This window comes from Mucilaginibacter tolerans (genome assembly GCF_030519375.1).
GTDB lineage: Bacteria > Bacteroidota > Bacteroidia > Sphingobacteriales > Sphingobacteriaceae > Mucilaginibacter.
In genome coordinates this window covers 146,520-170,100 of sequence record NZ_JAUMKB010000006.1, presented here as the reverse complement: position 1 = coordinate 170,100, position 23,581 = coordinate 146,520, and the positions used below count along the sequence as shown (strand labels likewise).

The window sequence follows — 23,581 nt, the reverse complement described above, 5'->3', positions numbered from 1 at the left end:
GCGTCAACCAGGCAACTGTATCACAAACTCAGTCCCCATGCCGGCTTTGCTTTTTATTTTTATCGTTCCGCCAAGTGCTTCGATCTGTGTTTTCACCATGAATAACCCCAGGCCTTTACCCTCCATGCTAGGGTCAAAACGTTTATACATACCGAATATATGGCGGCTGTGTTTTTCCAGGTCGATGCCCTTCCCGTTATCTTTAAAGCGAAGCTCTATTTTATCGGCAATTTTGCGACTTTTTACCGTGATTATTGGCGACATACCCGGCTTGCGGTATTTGATGCTATTGGAAAGGAGATTATAGAAAACACTGTTAATATAGCTTGGTATACAAAAAATCGATTCAGCTTCATTAAAATTATATTTGACCTGAACCTTTTCATTCAGAACGACATCATGGATACTGGCTTTAAACGCCTCTACAATGTCATCAAAATAAATGGTCTCCTTTTTTTCGCTCACCATTTCGCGGGCTTGTAAAACCTGGTTCAGGTCCTTTATTACCGTATCAATGTTTTTTATGGATTGTGCTACCCGCTCGAATACTTCTATTTTGGCCTCGCCATCCAGGTCATGGTCGTGAAGCATGCCCGCGAGCCCAAGAATATTGGCTACCGGCGCACGTAAATTGTGCGAAATGATATAAGTAAATTGCTCCAGGTCTTTATCGTGCTGTATCAGGTCAGCAGTTATCTTTTCGCGCTCCAGCTCTGCATTTTTAGTTGCAGTAATCTCTTTATTCGCCAAAATAAAACCCGTGTTTTTTCCATCAGCATCTTTTACATTGAGCCAGCGCACGTCATACCATTTTACTCCGCTCGGGTTCGACAAACTTATTTCATAAGCTATGTGCTCTCCTTTAGCAACTTTTTCAAGCGTATTTTTTATAAAGGGCCACCTTTCGGCAGTAAAGTAATCCTTTACCGAGCTATTTACATAAAGGGTCTGATTGTTCTGCTCCTGAGAGTACTTTTGGGCCAGCGAATTGAACGAAATAATGACAAAATCGGAATCAAATAATACATAAGCGGTATCGGTATTTTCAAATAAGGCGCGCAAATTAGCTTCCGATTTTTTGACCGTCTCCTCATCACGTTTTCGTTGAGTAATGTCGGTTACCATTGCCAGGGAACCGTTATAAATACCCTTTTCATCAAATATGGGATTGGCTGATATGTTACACCATACATCCTGACCGCTTTTGGTAATATACCGGATATCGAGGTTCTCTTTTGATCCTTTTCGCCGCCTCTCCATGCACTCAAGGGCATATATTTTCCCTTCCTTATCCATAAAATCGTACAGCTCTTTACCCATCATCGCTTCGGCGGTATAGCCCAATATGTCGCACATCTTTTTGTTGACGAAATTGGTTTTATCGTATTTGTCTATAGTCCAAATGCCTTCCTGTGCGGTTTCCACTATCTGGCGATACCGCGCCTCGCTTTGCTTAAGTTTCTCTTCGGCTATCTTCTTATCAGTAATATCCCTGGTGATACCATCTACTCTGACCAGTTTACCATTGGCGTCTAGTTTTGGGATGATTTTATTTTCAACCCAGCGGATAGCTTTATCTTTTCTGATGATACGGTATTGATTGTCTACAATTTTTCCGAGTTCCAGTTGTCTATCCTCTTGTTCAATAATGTGTTTGTTATCCGGATGAATCAGATCAAACCAAAATAAATGATTTTCAAAAAAATAGGCTGGGTCATATCCGTAGAGCTTTTCACAGGCTGGAGAAATCTGTATCACCCGGTTGTTTATCATGTCTACCGAAAAGAATACCTCATCCATAGCATTAAAATACACCCTAAGCTCTTGCTGTGCGTCTATATTTTCTGTACGCATCAGGCTATTTTCAAACGCCGGATTAGTTGTTTCCTTCTTCACCTCAATTTAATTAGGTATGTATACATTTTTTTCTAAGGGGACAAAATCTGCCTTTAAATTCAAAGAATCAATTAAAAAAGAAGCCGGAACAATTGTGTATTGATTTGTAAGGTTAAAATCAGTTCTTTGCAAACGGGATAACTCACATAAATATAGCTATATCGTTATATTAAAAAAAATTAAAACATTTGAGCCCGAAAAAGGTATAAATAGATTAAAGATTTGACCCCATAATATGGATAAAGCCTCTACGAAAAAGATTATCATTTTTGATGACGATGAGGATATACTTTCAATTTGCAGTTATGTTTTAGAAGAACAAGGCTGGGAAGTCCATGCCTTTACAGATTGTAATAATGTAACGGAAAAAGTTTCGCGAATACGCCCTGATGTGATCCTGATGGACAATTGGATACCCGATGCCGGAGGTATAGTTGCTACGCAGACCTTGAAAAATGATAGCACATTGAAAAATATACCTGTCATTTATTTTTCGGCAAATAGCGATATCCAACTGTTAGCAAGTAATGCGGGTGCTGAAAGTTACCTGGCTAAACCATTTGATCTGCAGCAGCTGGAGCAGGTTATCCATAATGTATTGGTCAATAATAATTGATTATAAATTTGGTGTAAGAATAGAGGCCGGTATTTTTGAAAATACCGGCCTCTTCTGTAAATGACTATTAAGCATTATTGCGGCACTCCGCCCGGACCACCGCCTGGTGGCGGACCTCCCGGGCCATCACCACGATTTCCCCTCCTAAAGTCTCTGTCAGGGTTTTGGGTTGGCGCTTTCCCTGCAAATTTTTGTAAACGAAGGGTAAACGTTGCCAGGTAATAACGCGATAGCCTGTTAATATGAGTTTCGGTATATGAGCCAGGTACTGAGCTGGTCGAAAATCCTGTATTTTGATTAAACAAGTCAAATGCAGATAAGCGGATAGTTGCTCTGTGATCTTTTAAAAATCTCCGCTCCACATACATGTTCAATATATTCGGGTTGGTTACCTTCCCAAGTGCTGAGCTATAGCCATAATTGATTGCTTTACCATAGTCATAACTCACGGTCCAGTCTTTGAAGTAATTTTTACCGTTTACGCCGATATTCCACGTACGCGTGAGTAGGTTCTGATTCAGTGGGTTTTTTACAGAGTTATCGGTGCGGTTGATAACATAATTAGTTAATACCTGTGCATCAATTATATCGGTAAAATTTACCCTGAAACGTAAGCCAGGAGTCATTTGCAGGTTTTTGGCGATATTTTTATTAGCTACCGAATCGCCACTGGCACCGACGTTGGTCAGGTAACTTACACCGTTTGAGTAATTTACCGTACCCGTAAACATCAATGTAAACTTGCGGTTGTCCCATGGCTTGGCATATGTGAAATTGCCGCTGATGTTATAATAGCCGTCTGCATTCAAATATTGGGTGAGGATAGAACTCTTGCTTGCATAGGTAATAAGATTGGTTACGATCTGGTTGTCAATCTTCTGAAATGAAACATTGGCAAATAAAATATTCCCCGTAGCGAAGCTGAACTGGTTATAACGAATAGAAAAATTATTGGTAAACTGTGGCTTCAGGAAGGGGTTACCTTGCACGGGATAGGAGGCATTTGACACATCAGTAGTAGGCTGTAACTGGGTAAAGCTCGGTTGACTGCTTGACCCGTTATAATTGAGACTAAATGCCTGGCTGCGCGAAAAATTATAAATATATCGTGCGGTAGGTATCCAGTTAAAAGTATTTACATGAGTTGTTAATCCGGTTAGCGGCGAGTAACCATCCAGGACTGCGGGTTGTGCGGACAGACCAAACGTATAGTTATATTTCTTCTCAACAAAACGATAGTTTAATCCAAAGCGGTTGGTTGTGAAGTTATAATTGTAATCTGTGCTCCTGAGGGTGTCGGGAATACTCGGGAAATCAGTAGTAACGATCGAAGAATCGGCTGACTTGCTATTTGTGGTGTGCGAGTGACTAAGGGCATAGTTAACTTCCAGGTAGTCTCTTTTTCCAATGGGCTCCAGGAATGATAATGTAGTACCGATAGTTGTAGTACGGCTGTTGGTATGCAAAACCTGGTTAACTGGTCCGGGCGGCGTGCCGAGTGTGTAATTATATACAACGTGCTGATATAGGGTACTAGGTGCTGAGTTGATATTAACGTTAAGACTAAAATTGCGCCCTTTACGGTGAAAGCGATGATTGTATAGTGCAGTTATACCGTAAGCGGGTGCGTTGGAGGTACTTGAGGTATATGTGTTAAACACAGCGTTCCTGATGGGGTTGTAAGGAAACCTGGTGCTATCAGCCTCATTTTCAGTTGTGCGTGTGGTAGCATAGGTAAACGTTGGCGTGATTTTCAGATAATTTACCGTATCCGGCTTGTACTCCATATTCCAGGTAAAACGCTCATTAAAATTTTTATCCAATTCATTCGACCGCTGATTAATAGTGCTGGGGTTTTGCAGACTGGTGTTTTGCTGGAAGTTAGTACTATTTGTGGATACTGTGTTGTCGGATACGCTATAGCTGCCATAAACAGATAGTTTTTTACCCCATTGATCACGGAAATTTGCACCTATTGAGTGGGCGTCGGTAATACCATTTTGTGTGGTAATCAGGCTTCCGGAGTTTTGCGCGCCGCGAGCAGCGTTTCCACGGCCGCCGCCACCCCCGCCAAAACCACCGCCTCCTCCACCTCCGCCGGTGTTCGAGTTAAATGAGAAAGTGTTTACGTTGGTGTTATTAACGCTTCCAAGCAAAGCCATCTGCTGATCGCCATTAAAACGGAATGCATTTAGGTTGAAAAGATAGCGATTGTCATCAGGCAAGCCCTGGCTTTTCGGTAATGCGTCCTCACCATCGCCTGCAGTAGCCTGACCAAAATATCCATAGTTTTTATCCTTACGGATAGTGATGTTCATGATCTTGTCCGGCTCACCTGTTTTTACGCCGGTCAGGTTTGCCTGATCGCCATAGTCATCTATCATCTGGATGTTTTCCACCACATCGGCAGGAAGATTTTTTGTGGCGCTTTGCACGTCTCCGCCCATAAAATCCTTGCCATTGATCCTTACTTTGGTTACCTGTTTTCCCTGGGTGGTAATATTCCCGTTAACATCAACATCAACCCCCGGCAGCTTCTTTATCAGATCTTCAACCGGTGCATTCTCCCGTACTTTATAAGCACTGGCTTTATATTCAACCGTATCTTCTTTTAGTGTTACCGGGTTAACACCAACTATGGTTACCCCCTGTAGGGTGTTGTTTTCCTGTTTTAATATGACTGTACCCAAAGTAGCAGGCTTGGTATCAGCATCCAAAGAAAAATGCTTCTTGATGCGTTGATAACCTATTGATGATACAGTAAGTGTAAGCTTGGTACCATTAACTGCAGGAAAAACAAATTTTCCTGTTGGGTCTGTAATAGTCACTGTACTATCGCCTTTATCGGATATCAATTTAATATTAGCTCCGGGTACTCCGAGTTTGGTAGAGTCTGTTACAGTGCCATGAACTTCCCGTCCGGTTTGTGCGGTGGCGTAAAGCGAGATTAAGGTAGAAAAAAGAAAAATAAGGAATAAGCGTTTCATACTTTACATCGTGCTATTGTCAGATCATAAAGACATTAACAGAACGCAAAGGTTCAACTTAAAAATATTAAATAGTTAAAAATCATAGCATTGTTACATTGCCAAACAAAAAGCCCCCTGATTGATTTCAATCAGAGGGCAGGGTTATTTTTAACTTTTGATTATTGTTTCAAACGCAGTGCCGAAGCTACCTGGTTGTAATTGTTGAAGTTTAAATGCGGGTTGGCAGTGCTCAATTGGGTAAGCGAATTACCCGGTATTACAACAACCTTAAGATAGATACCGGTTTGGTTCGTGCTTGCTATTAAACTTATCTGACCTAAGCTATAGTTTACCAGGCTGATCGTTGTACCGCCCTGAGTATACGGTAGCGGATACCATGGGCCACTTGATGATGTGCTCATGTAAACCAATACCAGGCCTTGATCAACAATTGGTTGTGTAATAGCAGGGACATTGAAATTTGTTCCTGTTATTGAAATAGACTTGTTGCTAAATAAGTAAGTGTTTACATCTGCATTTCCGGTAGCACCAGTTGCACCAGTAGCTCCCGCGGCGCCAGTTGCACCAGTTGCTCCTGCGGCGCCAGTTGCGCCAGTTGCTCCTGCGGCACCAGTAGCGCCAGTTGCTCCTGCAGAACCAGTTGCACCAGTTGCCCCTGCAGAACCAGTTGCACCAGTTGCCCCTGCGGCGCCAGTAGCGCCAGTTGCTCCTGCAGCACCTGTTGCGCCGGTAGCACCATTAGTGCCATTTGAACCAGTAGCGCCATTTGCTCCGGTAGCGCCAGTTGCGCCTGTAGCACCGTTTGTGCCATTAGTTCCGTTAGTTCCATTTGAACCGGTACTGCCTGTTGCACCAGTGGCACCTGTTGCTCCGGTAGCGCCTTGTGGGCCTCCGGCAGGGCCCTGCGGTCCTTGTGGACCGGTGGCGCCTATATCTCCTTGTGCGCCCGTGGCACCAGTAGCGCCGGTAGCTCCTGAAGGACCCGGTGTTTTGTCTTTTTTACAACCATTAATACTAATAAAGCACACTAGTAATATTAATGGTAATATGTGTCTAATTCGTCTCATATAGGGTACGTTAAATAAATTAATTAAAGCTTTGTACGCGAACTTATTCAATAAGTTACATTTCATTTTTAGAAAAAAAATTCACTGAGTTTTTAGCTGTGTTTAAGTATGTTTTATGAACGAGTGTGTGAAAACGATTCTCCCACAATTAAAACAAGGGGAAAAGTTTTTCGTTAGAAATGAAAAGATTACCTATGAAAAAAATCGCATCCTCACTTCACACCCGGATCCATCAATGGATTGATGCGTTTGGGTTCAGGCTAAATTCTTCCAGATCAAACAAAAGAAAGAGTATTATTACCCGCCATTATTTTTTTAAAACCTTCAACTTTTTTGAAAAAATTGATACCCGGCAGCCCGGAAAAGTTGAGTTTTTGTGTTTTGACACTTATGGAGAAAAAGTAAAAGTGAAATCATTACTCGATTTGCAAAGTGCTTTCTTCGAAAATATAAGCCAATTGAAATAGACGTGAGTTTAAATTCTACGCTTCAGCGTGAGAATAACCCTGTCAAACCGATGATCGTGGTAGACCTCAATCAATAAATTGCGGTCGTTTTTTGACTTAAGCATATTATCAATTTCTTCCATCGTCATATCGCCGACAGGCTTAAAATTAATGGAAGTAATCTCGTCGTCCTTTTCAAGTCCAACTTCGTCAGCCGCCGAACCCGGTTCAACTCTGCTTATGATCAGATGTTTAAACCCCTCGCCTGCGGCATAATATTCGATGCCGCTCATATCATGTTCAAAGGGCTCGCTAAAATTTGTATTAGGCTTTAAATATAGGGCATTGTCCTGGTAATCAAATATTACTGTAAACCTTTTTAGTATTCCTACCCCAAGATTACCATCTCTGGGCACGGACAAACTTTTCATTGTTGCCTCGTCATAATCGTTTGGGAACGATGTGATTACCTTTTTAAGCCGGTATTTGCCAACATCTACTTCATCTATCCGGCTTAAAAAGCCGGTAATAGGCCCCGCCAGACCAACACCCAAGTTGGCAATAATAAATTTCTGCGGAAGCCCGTTTTTTTTGATCATGTTTTCGAGCGAAATTGGATGACCGGCTCCAAGATCTATCACTAATTTAGTCGTTTGTTCAGTGCCATTGGGCAGCCTTACTTTTGCCTGAATATACGGTTTGTGATACTCTACAGTCATTGGTAATTTCTCGCCTTTCCTGAATTTGCGTACGTCACGGGGCCGGTAAACAGTTATTGTACTATCTACAAAGCTTAGTTTAACTGCCAGGTTGTTAAAGAACTCATACCCCAGCAAGCCATGAATTGGTATGCCCACAAAGTTCGACAAATTAAAATGGTCTGTTTTAAGTATAGCTGCGGCAACATCATAACTCGTCAGGTCAGGTATTTCTATTTTTAATGGTGGGGTCACATATGCCTCGAAAGCATCACCCTCGCCAAGGCCGCCCATTTTTATGGTGCGTTTATTTTGCAGGTTTATGGAATCGACTAATTTGGGCTCGGTAATAACCATCAGGCCTACGCCGGTGTCCAATATAAAATTAAATGGCCCTCTGCCATTTATTTTTAATTTTATCACCACCAGGTTTCTTACCAGTTTAAAGGGTATCCGCACTGATTTGTACCCGTTGTCGATGTCGAAATATTGGGCCTTTGCCGGCAAAAAACTAAAACATATTAAACAAATCAAACCCAAAACGGGCAGGAGCTTGGTCTTATGAAATAGTTTAAGTAACAATTTGTTTATAATTGGATTAATAAATTTACGATAAAACTTTAGTTACCTAAAATTATATGATGTGCAGAAGCAGGAGAATGTTACTAATTGCAACAATATTTTTGTTGACAAATACTGCCGTCCACGCAGGGAAAATCAGAAAGCGAAAAATCAGGAAGCTTTTTAAGCACTCATTAATCGTAAAAGATCATTTTACAGGTTTTGCATTGTATGATATGGATGCAAAGAAGATGGTTTATGAACTGAACTCGGATAAGTATTTCACGCCTGCATCCAATACCAAACTCTTTACTTTTTATACCTGCCTGAAGATGTTAGGTGATTCTATTCCTGCTTTTAAATATATTACCCAAAATGATTCACTAATATTCTGGGGCACCGGCGATCCGGCTTTTTTGCATACCGATCTGAAAGGTGTGAAGGGTTTTGATTTTCTTAAACGCTCAGATAAAAAACTATTCTTTTCATCCGGGCAATATCAAAATGATTTCTTCGGAAACGGTTGGGCCTGGAACGATTATAATGACAATTACCAGGCCGAGATAACAGAACTGCCCATTGAAAATAATGCCGCTTTTTTATCAGCTGACAAAAACGGAGTTTTGCAAATCAGCCCGTCTTATCTAAGTCAATATTTAAAATGTGACAGTAATTATAAACCATCTGCCTATAAAGTTCAGCGGGAATTCCTGAACAATACATTTGTGTATCCAGCTATGAATATTCCGGTTGATTACCATCAGGAAATTCCATGGAAAACAAGCACGGCCTTAGCCATAGCATTGTTACAGGATACATTGAAGCAAGAGGTAACTGAAGTGCATTTACCCTTAATTGATAATGCTAAAATTGTGTATGATGCAAATGCCGATACAGTTTATAAACACATGCTGCAACCAAGCGACAATTTTATCGCTGAACAATTATTACTGGTTTGCTCGTCCGTAAAGTTTAAAGTGATGAATGCCGATTCGGTGATTGCTTATTCCAAAGCACACTTTCTGAATGATTTGCCGGATGCCCCGGAATGGGTAGATGGATCCGGGCTTTCACGCTATAATTTGTTTACGCCGAGAAGCATAGTGGCATTACTTTGTAAGATATCTGATGAAATGAAGAATGATAACTTATTACATAGTTTGATGCCGATAGGTGGTGTTGCCGGGACAATACGTAAGGCATACAAAACAGATAACGGTGTACCCTTTGTATGGGCAAAAACAGGCTCACTATCTAATAATCACAATCAAAGTGGTTACCTGGTAACAAGGAAAGGTAAACGTTTGGCTTTTTCGTTCATGAATAACAATTTCACCCGGCCCACCGGCGAAATTCGTGATGAGATGGTCCGTATCATGACCTATATCCACGATAATTATTGATGCGCTGATTTTTTCACGCTTTTTAGGTTGCCTTGTAAATCGGGGTTTTGTGGAGGGAGATTGGCAACCTCATGCTCTATTTCGGTTTGCAATATGTGTACCGCATACTCTGCGGGCTCTATTCTGCTCCCGGAGGCCTCGGCATATACCTGAGTGAACTCAGCGCCAATGTATAAAATGGTGGACGTGTAATATATCCAAACCAAAATCACGATAACAGAACCAGCGGCCCCATAAGCCGAGCCCTGGGCGGTATATTGTATATATAAACCAATAAGATATTGCCCAAGCATAAACAAGAGCGCCGTAAAAATTGCCCCCGAACGCACATCTTTCCACTTTATGTTTACATCGGGCAGGAATTTAAATATGATTCCAAACAAAGTTGAAATTACCAGCAAGGTAACGGCAAGATTCACCAGGTCGAAAATAGTTACTGTTACGTAAGGTAGGAAATGCTCCAGGCGGGTGCTTAAAGCCTTTATTACGATATTAATAATAAGGCTTACCAGCAGCAAAAACCCTAAACCTATGATCAGCGAAAAAGAAAGGAAGCGATTCTGCAACCATTTCAGCCAACCTTTTTTGGGCTTTGCTTTCACCCGCCAGATAATATTAAGCGAATCCTGTATCTCAACAAACATGCTGCTGGCACCCACTAATAAAATAATAATACCCGACAATAGGGCCACGCCGGTTTTGCCGGAAAGCTGTAAGTTTTTAACCACCTCCTGCAATTGAACGGTAGCGTCGTGCCCTATAAACCGGGACATCTGATCGTATAATGCATCGTTAAACGCATAATGCCTTAGTACCAGGCTGGATATCGAAATAATTAATATGATTAACGGTGCAAGTGAAAAGACCGTATAATAAGCCAGCGATGCACTTAACTTTAACCCATTGTCGTTTATAAAACCCATGAAAGTGGCTACGATAACCTTCCATAAAGTTTTAATGTAGCGCCTGCTTAACATTTTCATATCACGATAATAAGCCAATTTTAAGCTTTTTTGTTTAGAAAAATATTTGGAGGAGCTTAAATACTAAGCAATTAGAAAAGTCAGCCTGAATAATGAGCGAAATGCAGCCAGAATTGAGGCAGAAGCGTTTTAAAATGTGAAAAGATTTAAATTTGTTAGTAATATTTTATTCAATTCCTTGATATTATAGTTTTAAAACTCATAATTTTATAACCATAAGATTACTCAATTCCAAAGCGTGATTTTTAGGAATGATCCGGCGTTGGGGTTTGATATCAAAACTTTTAATTGTAAAATTTTTTTTGGGGAAAGCCGTTCAGTTGTAAAACCGAACGGCTTTTAACATTTAGTGAGCATCTGTCGGCACACTTACCTTGACCTTTTTAAATGGCTGCAAGTATATCAAAGGGATGGAAAACAACATAACCAGCCCTGATATCAGGTAGGCATCGTTGTAAGTTAATAATAATGTTTGCCTTACAACTGCACCCTCAATAGCCCTGTAAGCCATTTGTGTGGCATCAATAGCCGATTTGCCCTTCGCCATAAAGCCTTGCTCCATCAGGTGCATGCGTTGCAAAAACGCATTATTATACGGGTTAATGTTAGTTAACAGGTTGTTCCGGTGTACGCCCTGGCGAATGTGAATAATGGTGGTAAGGGCCGCAATACCGAATGAGCCACCCAATTGCCGCATCATGTTATTCAAACCTGTTCCCTGCCCCATTTCAGGTCCTTTCAAATCTGCTATAGCCAGGGTAGTTAATGGCACAAACAATAGCGCCATACCTACACCCCTGATCAGCAGTGGTATTAACACATTAACTTCACCGGTTTCTAAAGTTGAACCACTGAGCATGAAGGTAAACACAAAGAATAAGAACATTCCTGCTGTCGCCATAAACTGCGCAGGTATACCCTTGTTAAGCATTTTCCCTATAAAAGGCATCATCACAATGGTACATAACCCGCCGGGGAATAATAGTTCACCTGTTTGCTGTGCTGTGAAACCAAGCAAATTCTGACAAAATACCGGGAATACGAACACCGAACCATACAACCCAAAGCCCAATATAAACGAGGTGAACATACCCACCGCGAAACTCCGGTGTCGCATAATTCCGAAATTCACTATCGGAAACTCGTAGGTGGTCTCCCGCCAGATAAATAAGATGGTACCAATAATAGCGGTTATGGTAAGTACTAATATGTAAGTTTTGGCAAACCAGTCTTCCGACTCACCTTTTTCCAATATTACCTGCAGGCTGCCTACAGCAATTGCCAGCAAGAGTATCCCCCACCAATCAATGGGCTTTCCTTTTGCATCCTTAGGCGTTTTGTTAATAAATGTATAAGCACAGAACGCGGCCACGGCTCCTACCGGAATATTCACATAAAAAATCCATTGCCAGGTATAATGATCGGTAATATACCCCCCGATAGTAGGCCCTACGGTGGGTCCTACCACTGCACCTAAACCAAATAAGGCAGTAGCCGTTCCAATCTGCTCGCGCGGCCAGGTTTCCACCAAAATGGCTTGAGAGGTTGATATTAAACCACCTCCGGCAACGCCTTGTATAATACGGAATATAACTAACTCGTTTAAGCTGTGCGCATTACCGCAAAGGAATGAGGTGACGGTGAACAATACAATGGAGCCTATAAAGTAGCTCTTACGGCCAAAGAAACTGCCCAGCCACCCGGACATGGGTAGTATAATTACGTTAGCCACTGCATATCCGGTAACTACCCAGGCAACATTCTCAAGGGTTGCGCCAAGGTTGCCTTGTATTTGTGGTAAGGCTACGTTTACGATGGTGGTATCTATCAGCTCTAGTAGTGAGGCCGTTATTACCGTAATAGTAATGATCCATTTTTTAAAACCAGTTTCGGCCATTGTATTTAGTCTTTATAGATTACAGAAACGTTTACGCTCATACCCGGACGCAGCTTTGCCAGTGTTTCTTTATCAGCATCGATCTTAATTTTAACAGGTATGCGCTGTACCACTTTAACAAAATTACCGGTAGCGTTGTCCGGAGGTAACAGTGAGAATTTAGCACCTGTAGCAGGCGAAAAATTGTAAACCTCGCCATGCAGTTTCAAGTCAGGGAAAGCATCTACTTCGATGTCTACTTTCTGACCGTTCTTCATGTTGGTTAGCTGTGTTTCCTTAAAGTTTGCTGTAATATATAGGCTGTTATCATTTACTATGTTAAATAGAGTTTGTCCGGCTTGCACCAACTGACCCAGCTGGATATTCTTTTTAGAGGTAATACCACCTGATGGTGCTGTAACGGTAGTGTATGACAATTGCAGTTTTGCATAGTCAACATCAGCCTGGCGTTGAGTAACACCAACGTTGGTTACAGTCAACTGATTACGGCTTGTTCCAACCTGTTCTAAAGCAGCTTTGTATTGGTCCTGAGCAGCACGGTAAGTAGCAGCAGCTACATCGCGATCTGATTTTGCCTGGTCAAATTGTTGCTGGGTGATTGATCCGTCTTTAACCAAGTTAGCGTAACGAGCATAATCCTTGTTAGCTTTCTCTAATCTTGCAGCAGCGGATTCAGCCTGTGCACGGGCGCTTGATGAGTTAGCCGCAGTCGCAATGATTTGTGACTGACCGACATTAACACCTGCACTTGCGCCTTTTTGAGCAGATAAGGCCTGTTCTAATTTTACTTTATAGTCGCGGTCGTCGATTTTTACTAAAACCTGACCAGCATTTACGTGGGTGTTTTCTTCAAAGAAGATACTATCTACATAACCACCTACGCGGGCCACTACCGGACTTACATCGCCATCAATCTGCGCGTCGTCGGTATCAATGTGTTTGCCATAGTAGATGTATTCTTTTATCCCGAATATAATACCGCCTATGAGTATTATGCCAAGTATTATAGGTATAACCCTGTTCGGTTTCTTTTTTGGTTCTTGTTCCTGTGCCATTGTATTGGGTAGTTAAATTTTGTTATTTGTTAAGTTTTCCGGTTGATTTTAAGAGCGTATAATAAGCAAGGCCTGCATCTGCTTTAGCTAGTTCCAGGTTGATCTGAGCCTGGTACAATAATGTTTCGGCATCGGCCCTGTCGGTAGCAGAAGCTACATTGTTTTTATATTTCGATTGCAGGATCTTATCATTCTCACCTGCCTGATCGATAGAGGTTTGCAATAATTTGATCTTATTCAAAGCTTCCTCATATCCCTGGTAGCTGCGGTTTACATCTTTGCGGATGTTATCGGCAGTGATGCCCTGGTTAATCGAAACCTGTTCGCGTTCGATCTTAGCTTCGGTCACTTTGTTCTTATTGGTCCACAGTGATGAGAAGTTCCATGAGAAGGTTAAGCCTACAGTCAACGGGGTAATGTATTTACCTGACTGCGGAAGCGGGTTTGCTGAAACATCTACATAATAACCACCTGCTGATGCCGCCAGTGTTGGCAACTGATTGGCATGAATAGTTTTTATATTGTTATCAGCAACCTTTGATTGCAGTACCAATTGCTGTACCTCCTGACGGTTTGCCATAGCAGTATCAATATAGCTGCTTATTGAACCAATCTGGCGATCTGTTTCTTTGATCTGATCAATATTGATCTGCGTAGTTTCAGGTAAGCCTAACAGAATGTCCAGGTCGTAGTTGATGATCTTGCGGTTGCTTTCCAGGTCGATGCCGTTCAATTCAACATTTGAGCGTTGCAATTGGAAACGCAGCACGTCGTTCTTGGTTACCAAACCCTGATCAAAAAAGCGTTGAGATTGGTGGATCTGTTCGTCGATTGATTTTAGGTTCTGCTCAACAACTTTTTTGCTTTGCAGTACTTTGTACAGGTTGTAAAATGAAGTGATCACATCATAAGCGATCTCGTCTTTGTCCTTGTCTGCGTCCAAACGCGAAACTCTGGTCAGCAAATCAGTGGATTGCTGGGCTAATTTTAATTTACCGCCTGCAAAGATGGTTTCTTTTAGTGATACAATACCTAAATAGGCGTCGGCGCTGCTCGGCAAGTTAAAACTGGCCTTTCCCAAAGCTAAATGATTGGCAGGTATTTCGGCCCTGTTGTATCCAAAGCTTGCACTGCCAGTAGGCAATACCTCATCTTTAGCCTGGTTGTACTTTGAAACAGCCTGATCAATTTTTGACTGTGACAGCTTAAGTACCTTGCTATTCTGGATGCCCAGTTTAATCGCTTCGTCGAGAGTCAGTGTCCTGTCCTGGGCAGAAGCAGCGGAAGTTAGCATTAAACCTGGAACCATAATCGCAATAGCGAAACGGTAGAGGGGTTTCACCATTTTTTTGAATGGGTGATTAAGGGGGTTATTTATTTGTGTTATCATGTTCATTCACTAAGTAAGCTCTTAATAGTTTTTTCATGTAGACTTCAATTCTGGGTTTCAATACTTCCTCCAGTATTTTGTCATCCTGAATGTCGAATCCCAGCATAGCAGAGGTAAGCTGAGGAGTATTGACGATAAAGTTTTTTGTGCCATAAATAGTAGCTATTACCAACTCTATATCTACACTCTTATTAAATTCGCCTTTATCTATACCTTCCTGTATGATCTTTTTCAGCTCAGAAACATTGGCCATTAGTATGCTCGATATCTGGTCGGCCAAATCACCCCGGCGTTGCATGGTCAACTCCTGGTATAGCATCTTCTGGAAACAGTTGTTGTTAACCACTCGCTGCACATACAGGTCGATGTACTTTTCGATCTTGTCCCACGAAGTTGTGGTATCGTCGCTGCCGATATTTTGCAATAGGTTTCTGAATGTTGATATCTTCCGGTTAAAAACTGCCAGGAATAATCCTTCTTTTGAACCGAAATAATAATTCAGCATCGCCATATTCACCCCGGCTTCGCCCGAAATTGTCCGGGTAGAAGCACCATCAAATCCGAGTTCTGAAAAAACTTTTTCAGCAACGTCAAGGATATGTTCCTTTTTATCGATCTTATCTTTATCCATTTCTTTCAATGGCACAAAATTAATCAATCGATTGATTATGTCAAGATGGGTTTTGTTATCTTAATGTAATCATTTGATTAAGAGGGTCTAAAAATTCAATCAACTGATTAGTTTTTAACAATTTAGCAACGTAACAGTTTTGTTTTAGATTTGAAGTATTAAAAATATCCGTCTATCTTACCCCTTGTTTTTTCTTTATGAGACATTTCCTTTTTCTGCCTATATTTTTGTTGGTTGCAAGTAGTGCCTTTGCACAAACTGCACCGCCTACTGATATTGTCACTATCGAACAGAATCTTAAGAAGTTGGATGTCGCAGGCAGTGTCCTGTATGTTGCTGCGCACCCGGATGATGAGAATACCCGTTTGCTTGCTTACCTGGCTCAGGAAAAGCATTATCGCACCGGTTATCTGTCAATGACGCGGGGTGATGGCGGCCAGAATCTGATCGGTAATGAGCAAGGTGAACTATTGGGGCTGATCCGTACTCAGGAGCTTTTAGCTGCGAGAAAAGTAGATGGCGCAGAACAGTTTTTTACCCGTGCGCTTGATTTCGGCTTCTCTAAAGGTCCCGAAGAAACCCTGAAACTCTGGAACAAGGAAAAAATATTGAGTGATGTGGTTTGGGTGATCCGCAAGTTCAGGCCGGATGTGATCATCTGCCGCTTCCCTACTACAGGTGAAGGCGGTCACGGTAACCATACCGCGTCAGCAATTCTTGCTCAGGAGGCTTTCACAGCCGCAGCTGATCCGAAACGCTTTCCTGAACAATTAAAATATGTGCAAACCTGGCAGCCAAAACGCATCCTATGGAACACCTTCAACTTCGGCAATACCAATACAATAGCGCCTGATCAGTTTAAGGTGAATGTTGGGGTTTACAATCCTTTATTAGGTAAAGGCTACGGCGAAATGGCTGCCGAAAGCCGCTCGAACCACAAAACACAGGGCTTTGGCTCGGCAAGGCAGCGCGGCGATGCGTACGAATACTTTAAGACAATGAAAGGTGATGCTCCTGAAAAAGACCTGTTGGACGGCGTGAACACCACCTGGGGGCGCATAAAAGGCGGAGAAGCAATAGGTACAGATATTGAAAAAATCACTAAGGAATTTGATGCCAACCATCCAGATAAATCGGTTCCTACATTGGTAAAACTGTATGACCGTATTCAAAAGATAGACGATACCTATTGGCGTGAGCAAAAAACAAAAGAAGTGAGCGAACTGATTGCCGCTTGTGCAGGCTTGTGGTTTGAAAGTTATGCCGCCGAGCAGACTTACGGATTAGGCGATAGTATCGATGTACGGTCGCAGATCATAAACAGGTATAGCGACAGGGTAAAGGTATCCCAGGTTGACGGGTTGCATTTTAATAGTGGAAAAACTATCCCGGCAAATGAAGTGCAAACTTTTAACAGCAGAATACCGGCTGATAAAATTACCCAACCATACTGGTTAGAGCAACCGCATGGCATAGGGTCATACGCCATCTCTGAGGACCGTAAAGTAGGTAATCCCGAAAACCCGGATATGCCTAAGGTAAAGTACGAGTTTATTGTGGAAGGAACACCAATCCAGTTTGAGCGCCAGTTGGTTTATAAATATACTGATCCGGCAAAAGGCGAGATTTATCAGCCTGTCCAAATCGCCCCGCCGATAACGGCCAATATTCAGGACCAGGTTTACATCTTCAACTCACAGCAACCGCAAACCGTTCAGGTAAAATTAGAGGCTTTTGAAAAGATCGGTTCAGGCGCTATTTCTCTTGATGCGCCTCCAGGATGGAAGATCAGTCCGGAGCGGGTTCAGTTCACCAATAAAAATAAGGGTGATGAATGGGAGCAAGATTTTACCATTACGCCTTCAGGCAACAAATCACAAAGTGGTATATTAGAAGCTACCGTAACCCACGACCGCGATAATACGCCTTATAAAGATGGCATCCTGTCCATCCATTATAATCATATCCCTAACATTACGCTTTTCCCCTCAGCACAGGCTAAACTGGTTCAGCTTGATCTGAAAATTGCAGGTAAAAAGATCGGCTACATTAATGGCGCCGGCGACCTGGTCCCTGAAGCCCTGAAACAAGTTGGCTACGAAGTTCACCAGCTTTCAGAAAATGAGATATTAAACGGCGATCTGTCTGTTTATGATGCCATCATCGTAGGAGTACGCGCCTACAATGTCGACCCGCGTTTGGCTATTGAGCAGCCTAAACTGTTAGAATATGTAAAGAATGGCGGCAACCTGCTGGTGCAGTATAACAACAGCAATGGTTTGGTGACAAAAAATATCGGTCCGTATCCGTTCAAGGTAGTAAATGAACGCGTGACGGATGAGAACGCCAAGATCACCGTGGTCGACCCCAACAACCCTGTGTTGAACTACCCTAATAAGATCACCCCTGCCGATTTTGACGGCTGGGTGCAGGAACGCGGTTTATACTTTACCAAAGATGCTGATGCGCAATACCAGAAGGTGCTACAAATGGCCGATCCCGGCGAATCATCAAAAGATGGCGCGCTGATCACTACCCAATACGGTAAAGGGCGTTTTATTTATACCTCGCTGGCATTTTTCAGGCAATTACCCGCCGGTGTTCCGGGAGCGTACCGTTTGTTTATTAATATGATCAATAAGCCGAAAGCTAATCCGTAAAAAAACTATTGCAATCATTACAGAAACAATTACTTTTGCAGTGTTGTAAATAAGCATACCATGGCACATCATCATCAAGAAGAGAAAAAAGAATTTAACGTGACCAATTTATATTACCTGGTTGGACTGGTATTTGGCCTGATGACAGGCGCAGTATTAGAAGTTGGCATAAAATGGATCATTGTTGGTGGTGTTTTGGGTTTATTGACAGCTCTTCTTTTCGTAGCGGTATTTGTAAGAGGCCGTGGACAACACTGATCCTGAATTACCCTCATTCATAAAAAACTGGAACCAGTTTTACGGTATCGTTATCGTATGGCTGGTTTTTTTAATTTTCGTATTTTGGCTCATCACCATTCTCTTTAAATGAGCCTGATAGACTGGATTGTTTTAGCCCTTACCATTTTAACCATCGTAGTTTACGGCGTTTGGAAAAGTGGCAGCAATCAAAATATCGACCAATTTCTTGTAGGTAACCGTTCTATGCCCTGGTATACGGTGGGCCTGTCGGTAATGGCAACGCAAGCCAGTGCGATCACTTTTTTGTCGGCGCCCGGGCAAGCCTATTCTGACGGGATGCGCTTTGTGCAGTTCTATTTTGGTTTGCCGCCGGCCATGATCGTGCTGTGTATCACCTTTGTGCCGATCTTCAGCCGGTTGAAGGTTTATACTGCTTACGAATTTCTGGAACAACGTTTTGATCTGAAAACCCGTGCGCTTACTTCGGCGCTGTTTTTAATCCAGCGCGGTTTATCCACCGGGATCACCATTTATGCGCCCTCTATTATCTTATCCACTATATTGGATATTAACACCGTTTACACCACACTCTTTATTGGCGGATTGGTAATATTCTATACTGTTTATGGTGGTACAAAGGCAGTAAGCTACACGCAGTTACTGCAAATGAGCATCATCTTTTTCGGGATGTTCCTGGCCGGAGTAATGGTGGTGAGCCTGCTTCCATCAAATGTCGGCTTTACTAAAGCGCTGCATTTAGCCGGTAAACTGGGCCGAATGAATGTCATCGATTGGAAATTTGATCCGAGTAACCGTTACAATGTTTGGAGTGGTCTGATTGGCGGCTTCTTCTTACAGTTATCCTACTTTGGGACAGATCAAAGCCAGGTAGGGCGTTACTTAACCGGAAGCTCAATAGGTCAAAGCCGCATGGGATTGATTATGAATGGTCTGATCAAGATACCGATGCAATTTCTGATCTTATTGATCGGTGTTTTGGTATTTGCTTTTTACCAGTTCAATCAACCGCCTTTGTTCTTTAATAAATACGAAGTAAACCGGGTTAAATCAGGACAATACGCCCATCAATACAACGATCTCAGGCAACAATATGCGCTCGCATTTCTGCAGAAAAAAAGTAACGCTGATGACTTATTGAAAGCGCTGGACAGCAAAGACCAAGAACGAATAAACAAGGCAAGTAATAATTTGAGACAGGCAGATGCTTTAGAATCAGCCATCCGGAAAAATGCCATAAGCCTGATAAAGAAAAACAATAGTAAGGCCGACACCGACGACACCAATTATGTCTTCCTGAATTTTGTAATCCATTTTTTACCAAATGGATTGATAGGCTTGTTGATAGCTATCGTGTTTTTGGCCTCTATGGGATCTACTGCCAGTGCACTCAATTCTCTGGCCTCCACAACGGTGGTGGATATTTATAAACGTGTCATTAATCCTGCGGCATCCGATAAGACTTATCTCAACGCCTCGCGCCTGGCAACAGTTTTCTGGGGACTGGTGTGTATTGCGATGGCTTTGTATGCGGCCAAGCTGGGTAATTTGCTCGAGGCAGTCAACAAGCTGGGATCATTTATTTATGGTACGATACTGGGCGTTTTTATAGTGGCTTTCTATCTTAAAAAAATAAAAGGCACTGCCGTATTTATAGCTGCTGTAATAACTGAAATTATTATCTGCATATTGGGTTTTTACGAAGTGATCGCTTATTTGTGGCTAAATGCCATTGGTTGTTTCCTGGTGATCATCATTGCATGGCTGATCAACATTGCATTTATGAATGAGGCTGAAAATCAGGGGAAAGTATCAGCTTGATATACTATAAGGTAAGTCCTTATGCTTTAAGTCAATAAGCCTTCATATTGTAACATTCCGGTTACACGACTAAAATTATCGTTTTTATATTTACCTTTAGTTAAATAATAGCATTAAATTAATTAGGGAAAATAGCGGGACGCGAGGTTCGGCTATTTTTTTTGCTTTATTAGAAAGCTTCCCAATTAATTATTACTTAACAAAAACGTGCGCTTTTAAAATAAATTGCCCTCTTCCTTTTCCGGATTTTCCAGGATGGGAGCGGAAGGAAAATAAAAAACTATCTCATTGCAAACGCAGTGTGGCAATCGCTTGCTATACAGAGCGGCCATGCATCTTCGCCCTGTATAGCAAGCGATTGCTTCGTTGCGCTGCTCACGCCACCCGCCTTGCAATGACACGATGGAGAATTATTTTGCCTGATCGACAACGGCCTGGTTCAGGCGCTGATATTCGGCGTCTTTTTGTTCTTTAGCCAGTTTAACGCCTTCTTGTGCAGTAGCGAGTGCTCCGGTTTTATCGCCCATTTTCAGTTGGATGCGCGCTTTCCAAACCTTGTAGAATGGTGCATTAGGACTTGTTTTTTCGGCATCGGTTATCCACTCCAGGGCCTTTTTCAAATCCTTATTATTTTCATAATAATACATCGCAGCTTCAAAATAAGGCTTTTTATCGTGGTTCATGATCTCATCGATATTGGCCATAATCTTGCTGTCAACCTCGGTACTGATAGGAAATGAGAAAGAAATATTCTCCCATTTTACTTCCAGCTCGCACTTGGTTTGATCCACATCATTAAACTGGATGGTCATGGTTTCAGTAGGCTCAGCATGATTAACCGTCTTCACTTTAAAGCGAAGAATATCTTCCGACTGCTTATAGGTGTAAGCGCCCCATTGATGGGCAGTTTTGTTTAGTATTACGGTCCATTCATCTTTTCCCGGAATGGAAAATAATCCATATTCGCCTGCTGGAACTTTGTTACCGTCAATGGTTACATCGTCGGAAAATTTAATGATGGTAGCTGCATTGGCACCTGTGCGCCATACTGTTCCATAGGGTTCAAGGCTTCCGAATATCTTCCGTCCACGTACGTTTGGGCGGGAATAAGTTAAGGTAATTTGCCCTAAGCCGAGATCCTGCGTAACGGTTTGGGTAGAGCTCAGTTGCGGGACTTTAAGGTTTTGGGCATAGCTGTTTTGCGACACACATGCGATCAGCATGGCTGCCAGATAGAAATAAATGCGTTTCATTTTTTTGGTTTTATGGCACTAAGATATTAATTATTACTACGAGATGGTGGGGTATTGGTAATGACAATGTAAAACCCTAAGTTTGTATTATGCTCAAAAGGTCGGTGATAATGGTATTGGCGATGCTGTACTTAACTACAGTGTCGGGCTTTGCGCTGAACCTGCATTATTGCTTTAACCGTTTGGCTTCTGTTAAGGTTGATGCTAAGGCTAATTCCTGCACTAAACTGCAAAGCAGCAAAATGAAATGCTGCAAAGATCAAAAGATCGAGATAAAGGTGAAGGATGCCCATCAAAACAATTCACCTTTACACTGGTCACAATTCTTCCCGATAGCGTTGCCGGTTTCTGCCTTCGTGATTTTTACTCCGGTTGTTCAAAATCCGGTAGTTGCCAATGTAACCGAACGTGGTCCTCCCAAAACGCCGGGTATTCGTCTTTTCCTGATAAACAACATCTTCCGTATCTGATCCCTGTTATTCGTCCCTGATTTTATGCAGTCTTTTATCGCTGCAGATTTATTATTTAACGACTAATGATGATCGATGAAAACATTTAAGATATTTCTATTATTCGTTGCCATTGGTGCAACTACGGCATCTGCTCAAAAAAAGCCCATGAAAAAGGATACCTCCATGAAAGGCATGGACATGGGCGATATGAAGATGGACTCCGGCTCAACAATGTCCATGAAAATGAATAGTCAATATTCGCTTGATTTACCCATGAACCGTGATGGCTCGGGAACGTCGTGGGTGCCCGATGAAACGCCGATGTATGCCTATATGATTCACGGGAAAAAGTGGATGACCATGATACACGGTAGTTTTTTCCTGAGATATAACAAGCAGGACCTGTTTAATTCCGGGCACCGGAGCGGAAGGAAAATTGATGCACCCAACTGGCTGATGGCGATGGCTCAAAGGCAAATAGGAAAAAAGGGATTGTTCTCTGTAAATACAATGTTCTCGTTTGACCCTTTTCTTGTTGGACCAGGCGGCTATCCTTTATTGTTCCAGACTGGCGAATCCTACAAGGGAAAGAAGCTGGTTGATATGCAACACCCGCACGACTTGTTTGCTGAATTAAGTGTCAACTATACCCAGCGGATAGCTAAGGATGCTGACGTATCCCTTTCTTTCGGTTACCCGGGGGAACCTGCATTGGGCCCGCCGGTATTTATGCATCGTTTATCAGCCATGAATAACCCTGATGCACCGCTTACCCATCATTATGCTGATGCTACACATATTACCTTCGGCACTTCAACGCTTGGTTTCCGGTATAAGGATATTAAATTGGAAGGATCAATATTTACAGGTCGTGAGCCTGATGAGTACCGCTATAATTTTGATGCCATGAGATTTGATTCTTACTCATTGCGCTTGTCGTACAATCCATCCAAAGAATGGGCATTACAGGTATCAAACGGTTGGATACATAGCCCTGAAGGTGCCGAGCCACAGCAAAATGTGGATAGATTTACAGCATCAGCCATTTATACCAAAATGCTGGACGATGACAGTTTCATAGCTACTACACTGGTTTACGGACAAAATCATTTCTCAGATAACCATAAAACGCTGCCATCGGCATTGTTGGAAAGCAGCTGGCAAATGCATAAAACGGCTGTATATGGTCGGTATGAATATGTAAAAAAAGATGCGGATGAGCTGGACTTGACTGACACTTATCCACTCAATCCAAATTTTACTATTAATGCTTTTACGCTGGGTGTTAACCGGATATTGGCAACTATGGCCAAAACAAATTTAACGGCGGGAGTTCAATCTACTTTAAATATATCGCCTTCTGAACTGAAGACGCTATATGGCGGCACGCCGGTAGGTTTTGAGGTTTATTTGAGGATTTCGCCGAGATAAATGAATTGAGAGCAGAATAAAGGGGTGTCACAACGAGCTGGTCGAAGTGTTGTGCGTAATGGCCTGTGCCCGC

The 23,581-nt window shown here is 42.3% G+C and carries 18 protein-coding genes; 8 read left to right on the top strand and 10 right to left on the bottom strand.

All coding sequences use genetic code 11. The features are described from left to right. Nucleotides 1-3 precede the first annotated feature (3 nt). Entirely contained in the window at nucleotides 4-1,896 is a 1,893-nt protein-coding gene (locus tag Q3A68_RS10675) for a PAS domain-containing sensor histidine kinase (RefSeq protein WP_302901072.1), read from the bottom strand. A 235-nt stretch (nucleotides 1,897-2,131) separates the two neighbouring features. Here Q3A68_RS10675 and Q3A68_RS10670 point away from each other — a divergent pair, with 235 nt between their 5' ends. Beyond that, nucleotides 2,132-2,512, top strand: a complete 381-nt coding sequence (locus tag Q3A68_RS10670; protein WP_302901071.1) for a response regulator — start codon at nucleotides 2,132-2,134, stop codon at nucleotides 2,510-2,512. A gap of 74 nt (nucleotides 2,513-2,586) precedes the next feature. Here the strand turns inward: Q3A68_RS10670 and Q3A68_RS10665 are convergent, their stop codons facing one another. Both Q3A68_RS10665 and Q3A68_RS10660 read right to left on the bottom strand, forming a co-directional pair. Beyond that, nucleotides 2,587-5,499, bottom strand: a complete 2,913-nt coding sequence (locus tag Q3A68_RS10665) for an outer membrane beta-barrel protein (protein ID WP_302901070.1) — start codon at nucleotides 5,497-5,499, stop codon at nucleotides 2,587-2,589. 161 nt (nucleotides 5,500-5,660) lie between these two features. Beyond that, the gene (locus Q3A68_RS10660) at nucleotides 5,661-6,569 is read right to left on the bottom strand and encodes a hypothetical protein (RefSeq protein ID WP_302901069.1); all 909 of its coding nucleotides are present in this window, start codon (nucleotides 6,567-6,569) and stop codon (nucleotides 5,661-5,663) included. A gap of 194 nt (nucleotides 6,570-6,763) precedes the next feature. Here Q3A68_RS10660 and Q3A68_RS10655 point away from each other — a divergent pair, with 194 nt between their 5' ends. Then, nucleotides 6,764-7,036, top strand: coding sequence for a hypothetical protein (locus tag Q3A68_RS10655; protein ID WP_302901068.1), 273 nt, complete (start codon nucleotides 6,764-6,766; stop codon nucleotides 7,034-7,036). Nucleotides 7,037-7,044: 8 nt separating this feature from the next. Here the strand turns inward: Q3A68_RS10655 and Q3A68_RS10650 are convergent, their stop codons facing one another. Then, complete coding sequence (locus tag Q3A68_RS10650; RefSeq protein ID WP_302901067.1) at nucleotides 7,045-8,220, bottom strand: aspartyl protease family protein; 1,176 nt, start codon at nucleotides 8,218-8,220, stop codon at nucleotides 7,045-7,047. A gap of 131 nt (nucleotides 8,221-8,351) precedes the next feature. Between Q3A68_RS10650 and Q3A68_RS10645 the strand changes: the two genes are divergently transcribed. Beyond that, nucleotides 8,352-9,677, top strand: a complete 1,326-nt coding sequence (locus tag Q3A68_RS10645) for a D-alanyl-D-alanine carboxypeptidase/D-alanyl-D-alanine-endopeptidase (RefSeq protein ID WP_368045667.1) — start codon at nucleotides 8,352-8,354, stop codon at nucleotides 9,675-9,677. Here Q3A68_RS10645 and Q3A68_RS10640 read toward each other — a convergent pair. The 5 genes from Q3A68_RS10640 to Q3A68_RS10620 all read right to left on the bottom strand — a co-directional run bounded on the left by Q3A68_RS10640 (nucleotide 9,671) and on the right by Q3A68_RS10620 (nucleotide 15,633). Then, nucleotides 9,671-10,660, bottom strand: a complete 990-nt coding sequence (locus Q3A68_RS10640) for a YihY/virulence factor BrkB family protein (protein ID WP_302901065.1) — start codon at nucleotides 10,658-10,660, stop codon at nucleotides 9,671-9,673. The two genes, Q3A68_RS10645 and Q3A68_RS10640, sit on opposite strands and share 7 nt — an antisense overlap. Before the next feature lie 346 nt (nucleotides 10,661-11,006). Further along, nucleotides 11,007-12,557 carry a DHA2 family efflux MFS transporter permease subunit gene (locus Q3A68_RS10635; protein WP_302901064.1) on the bottom strand — a complete coding sequence of 517 codons (1,551 nt, stop codon included), beginning with the start codon at nucleotides 12,555-12,557 and terminating at the stop codon, nucleotides 11,007-11,009. Nucleotides 12,558-12,562: 5 nt separating this feature from the next. Beyond that, nucleotides 12,563-13,612, bottom strand: coding sequence for an HlyD family secretion protein (locus tag Q3A68_RS10630; RefSeq protein WP_302901063.1), 1,050 nt, complete (start codon nucleotides 13,610-13,612; stop codon nucleotides 12,563-12,565). 22 nt (nucleotides 13,613-13,634) lie between these two features. Further along, on the bottom strand, nucleotides 13,635-14,957 hold the full coding sequence (locus Q3A68_RS10625) for a TolC family protein (RefSeq protein WP_302901062.1): 1,323 nt from the start codon (nucleotides 14,955-14,957) through the stop codon (nucleotides 13,635-13,637). Between the two features lie 25 nt (nucleotides 14,958-14,982). Then, nucleotides 14,983-15,633 carry a TetR/AcrR family transcriptional regulator gene (locus Q3A68_RS10620; RefSeq protein WP_302901061.1) on the bottom strand — a complete coding sequence of 217 codons (651 nt, stop codon included), beginning with the start codon at nucleotides 15,631-15,633 and terminating at the stop codon, nucleotides 14,983-14,985. Nucleotides 15,634-15,830: 197 nt separating this feature from the next. Between Q3A68_RS10620 and Q3A68_RS10615 the strand changes: the two genes are divergently transcribed. From Q3A68_RS10615 to Q3A68_RS10605, 3 genes are all read left to right on the top strand, one after another. Then, complete coding sequence (locus Q3A68_RS10615; protein ID WP_302901060.1) at nucleotides 15,831-18,293, top strand: PIG-L family deacetylase; 2,463 nt, start codon at nucleotides 15,831-15,833, stop codon at nucleotides 18,291-18,293. A gap of 60 nt (nucleotides 18,294-18,353) precedes the next feature. Beyond that, nucleotides 18,354-18,551 (top strand): hypothetical protein, encoded by a 198-nt coding sequence (locus Q3A68_RS10610; protein ID WP_302901059.1) that lies wholly within the window; start codon nucleotides 18,354-18,356, stop codon nucleotides 18,549-18,551. Between the two features lie 108 nt (nucleotides 18,552-18,659). Further along, nucleotides 18,660-20,372 (top strand): sodium:solute symporter family protein, encoded by a 1,713-nt coding sequence (locus Q3A68_RS10605; RefSeq protein WP_302901058.1) that lies wholly within the window; start codon nucleotides 18,660-18,662, stop codon nucleotides 20,370-20,372. Between the two features lie 410 nt (nucleotides 20,373-20,782). Here the strand turns inward: Q3A68_RS10605 and Q3A68_RS10600 are convergent, their stop codons facing one another. Next, the gene (locus Q3A68_RS10600; protein ID WP_302901057.1) at nucleotides 20,783-21,625 is read right to left on the bottom strand and encodes a DUF2911 domain-containing protein; all 843 of its coding nucleotides are present in this window, start codon (nucleotides 21,623-21,625) and stop codon (nucleotides 20,783-20,785) included. A gap of 89 nt (nucleotides 21,626-21,714) precedes the next feature. Here Q3A68_RS10600 and Q3A68_RS10595 point away from each other — a divergent pair, with 89 nt between their 5' ends. Both Q3A68_RS10595 and Q3A68_RS10590 read left to right on the top strand, forming a co-directional pair. Beyond that, the gene (locus tag Q3A68_RS10595) at nucleotides 21,715-22,095 is read left to right on the top strand and encodes an HYC_CC_PP family protein (protein WP_302901056.1); all 381 of its coding nucleotides are present in this window, start codon (nucleotides 21,715-21,717) and stop codon (nucleotides 22,093-22,095) included. Between the two features lie 75 nt (nucleotides 22,096-22,170). Next, complete coding sequence (locus Q3A68_RS10590; protein ID WP_302901055.1) at nucleotides 22,171-23,508, top strand: hypothetical protein; 1,338 nt, start codon at nucleotides 22,171-22,173, stop codon at nucleotides 23,506-23,508. The last annotated feature ends 73 nt before the right edge of the window (nucleotides 23,509-23,581 follow it).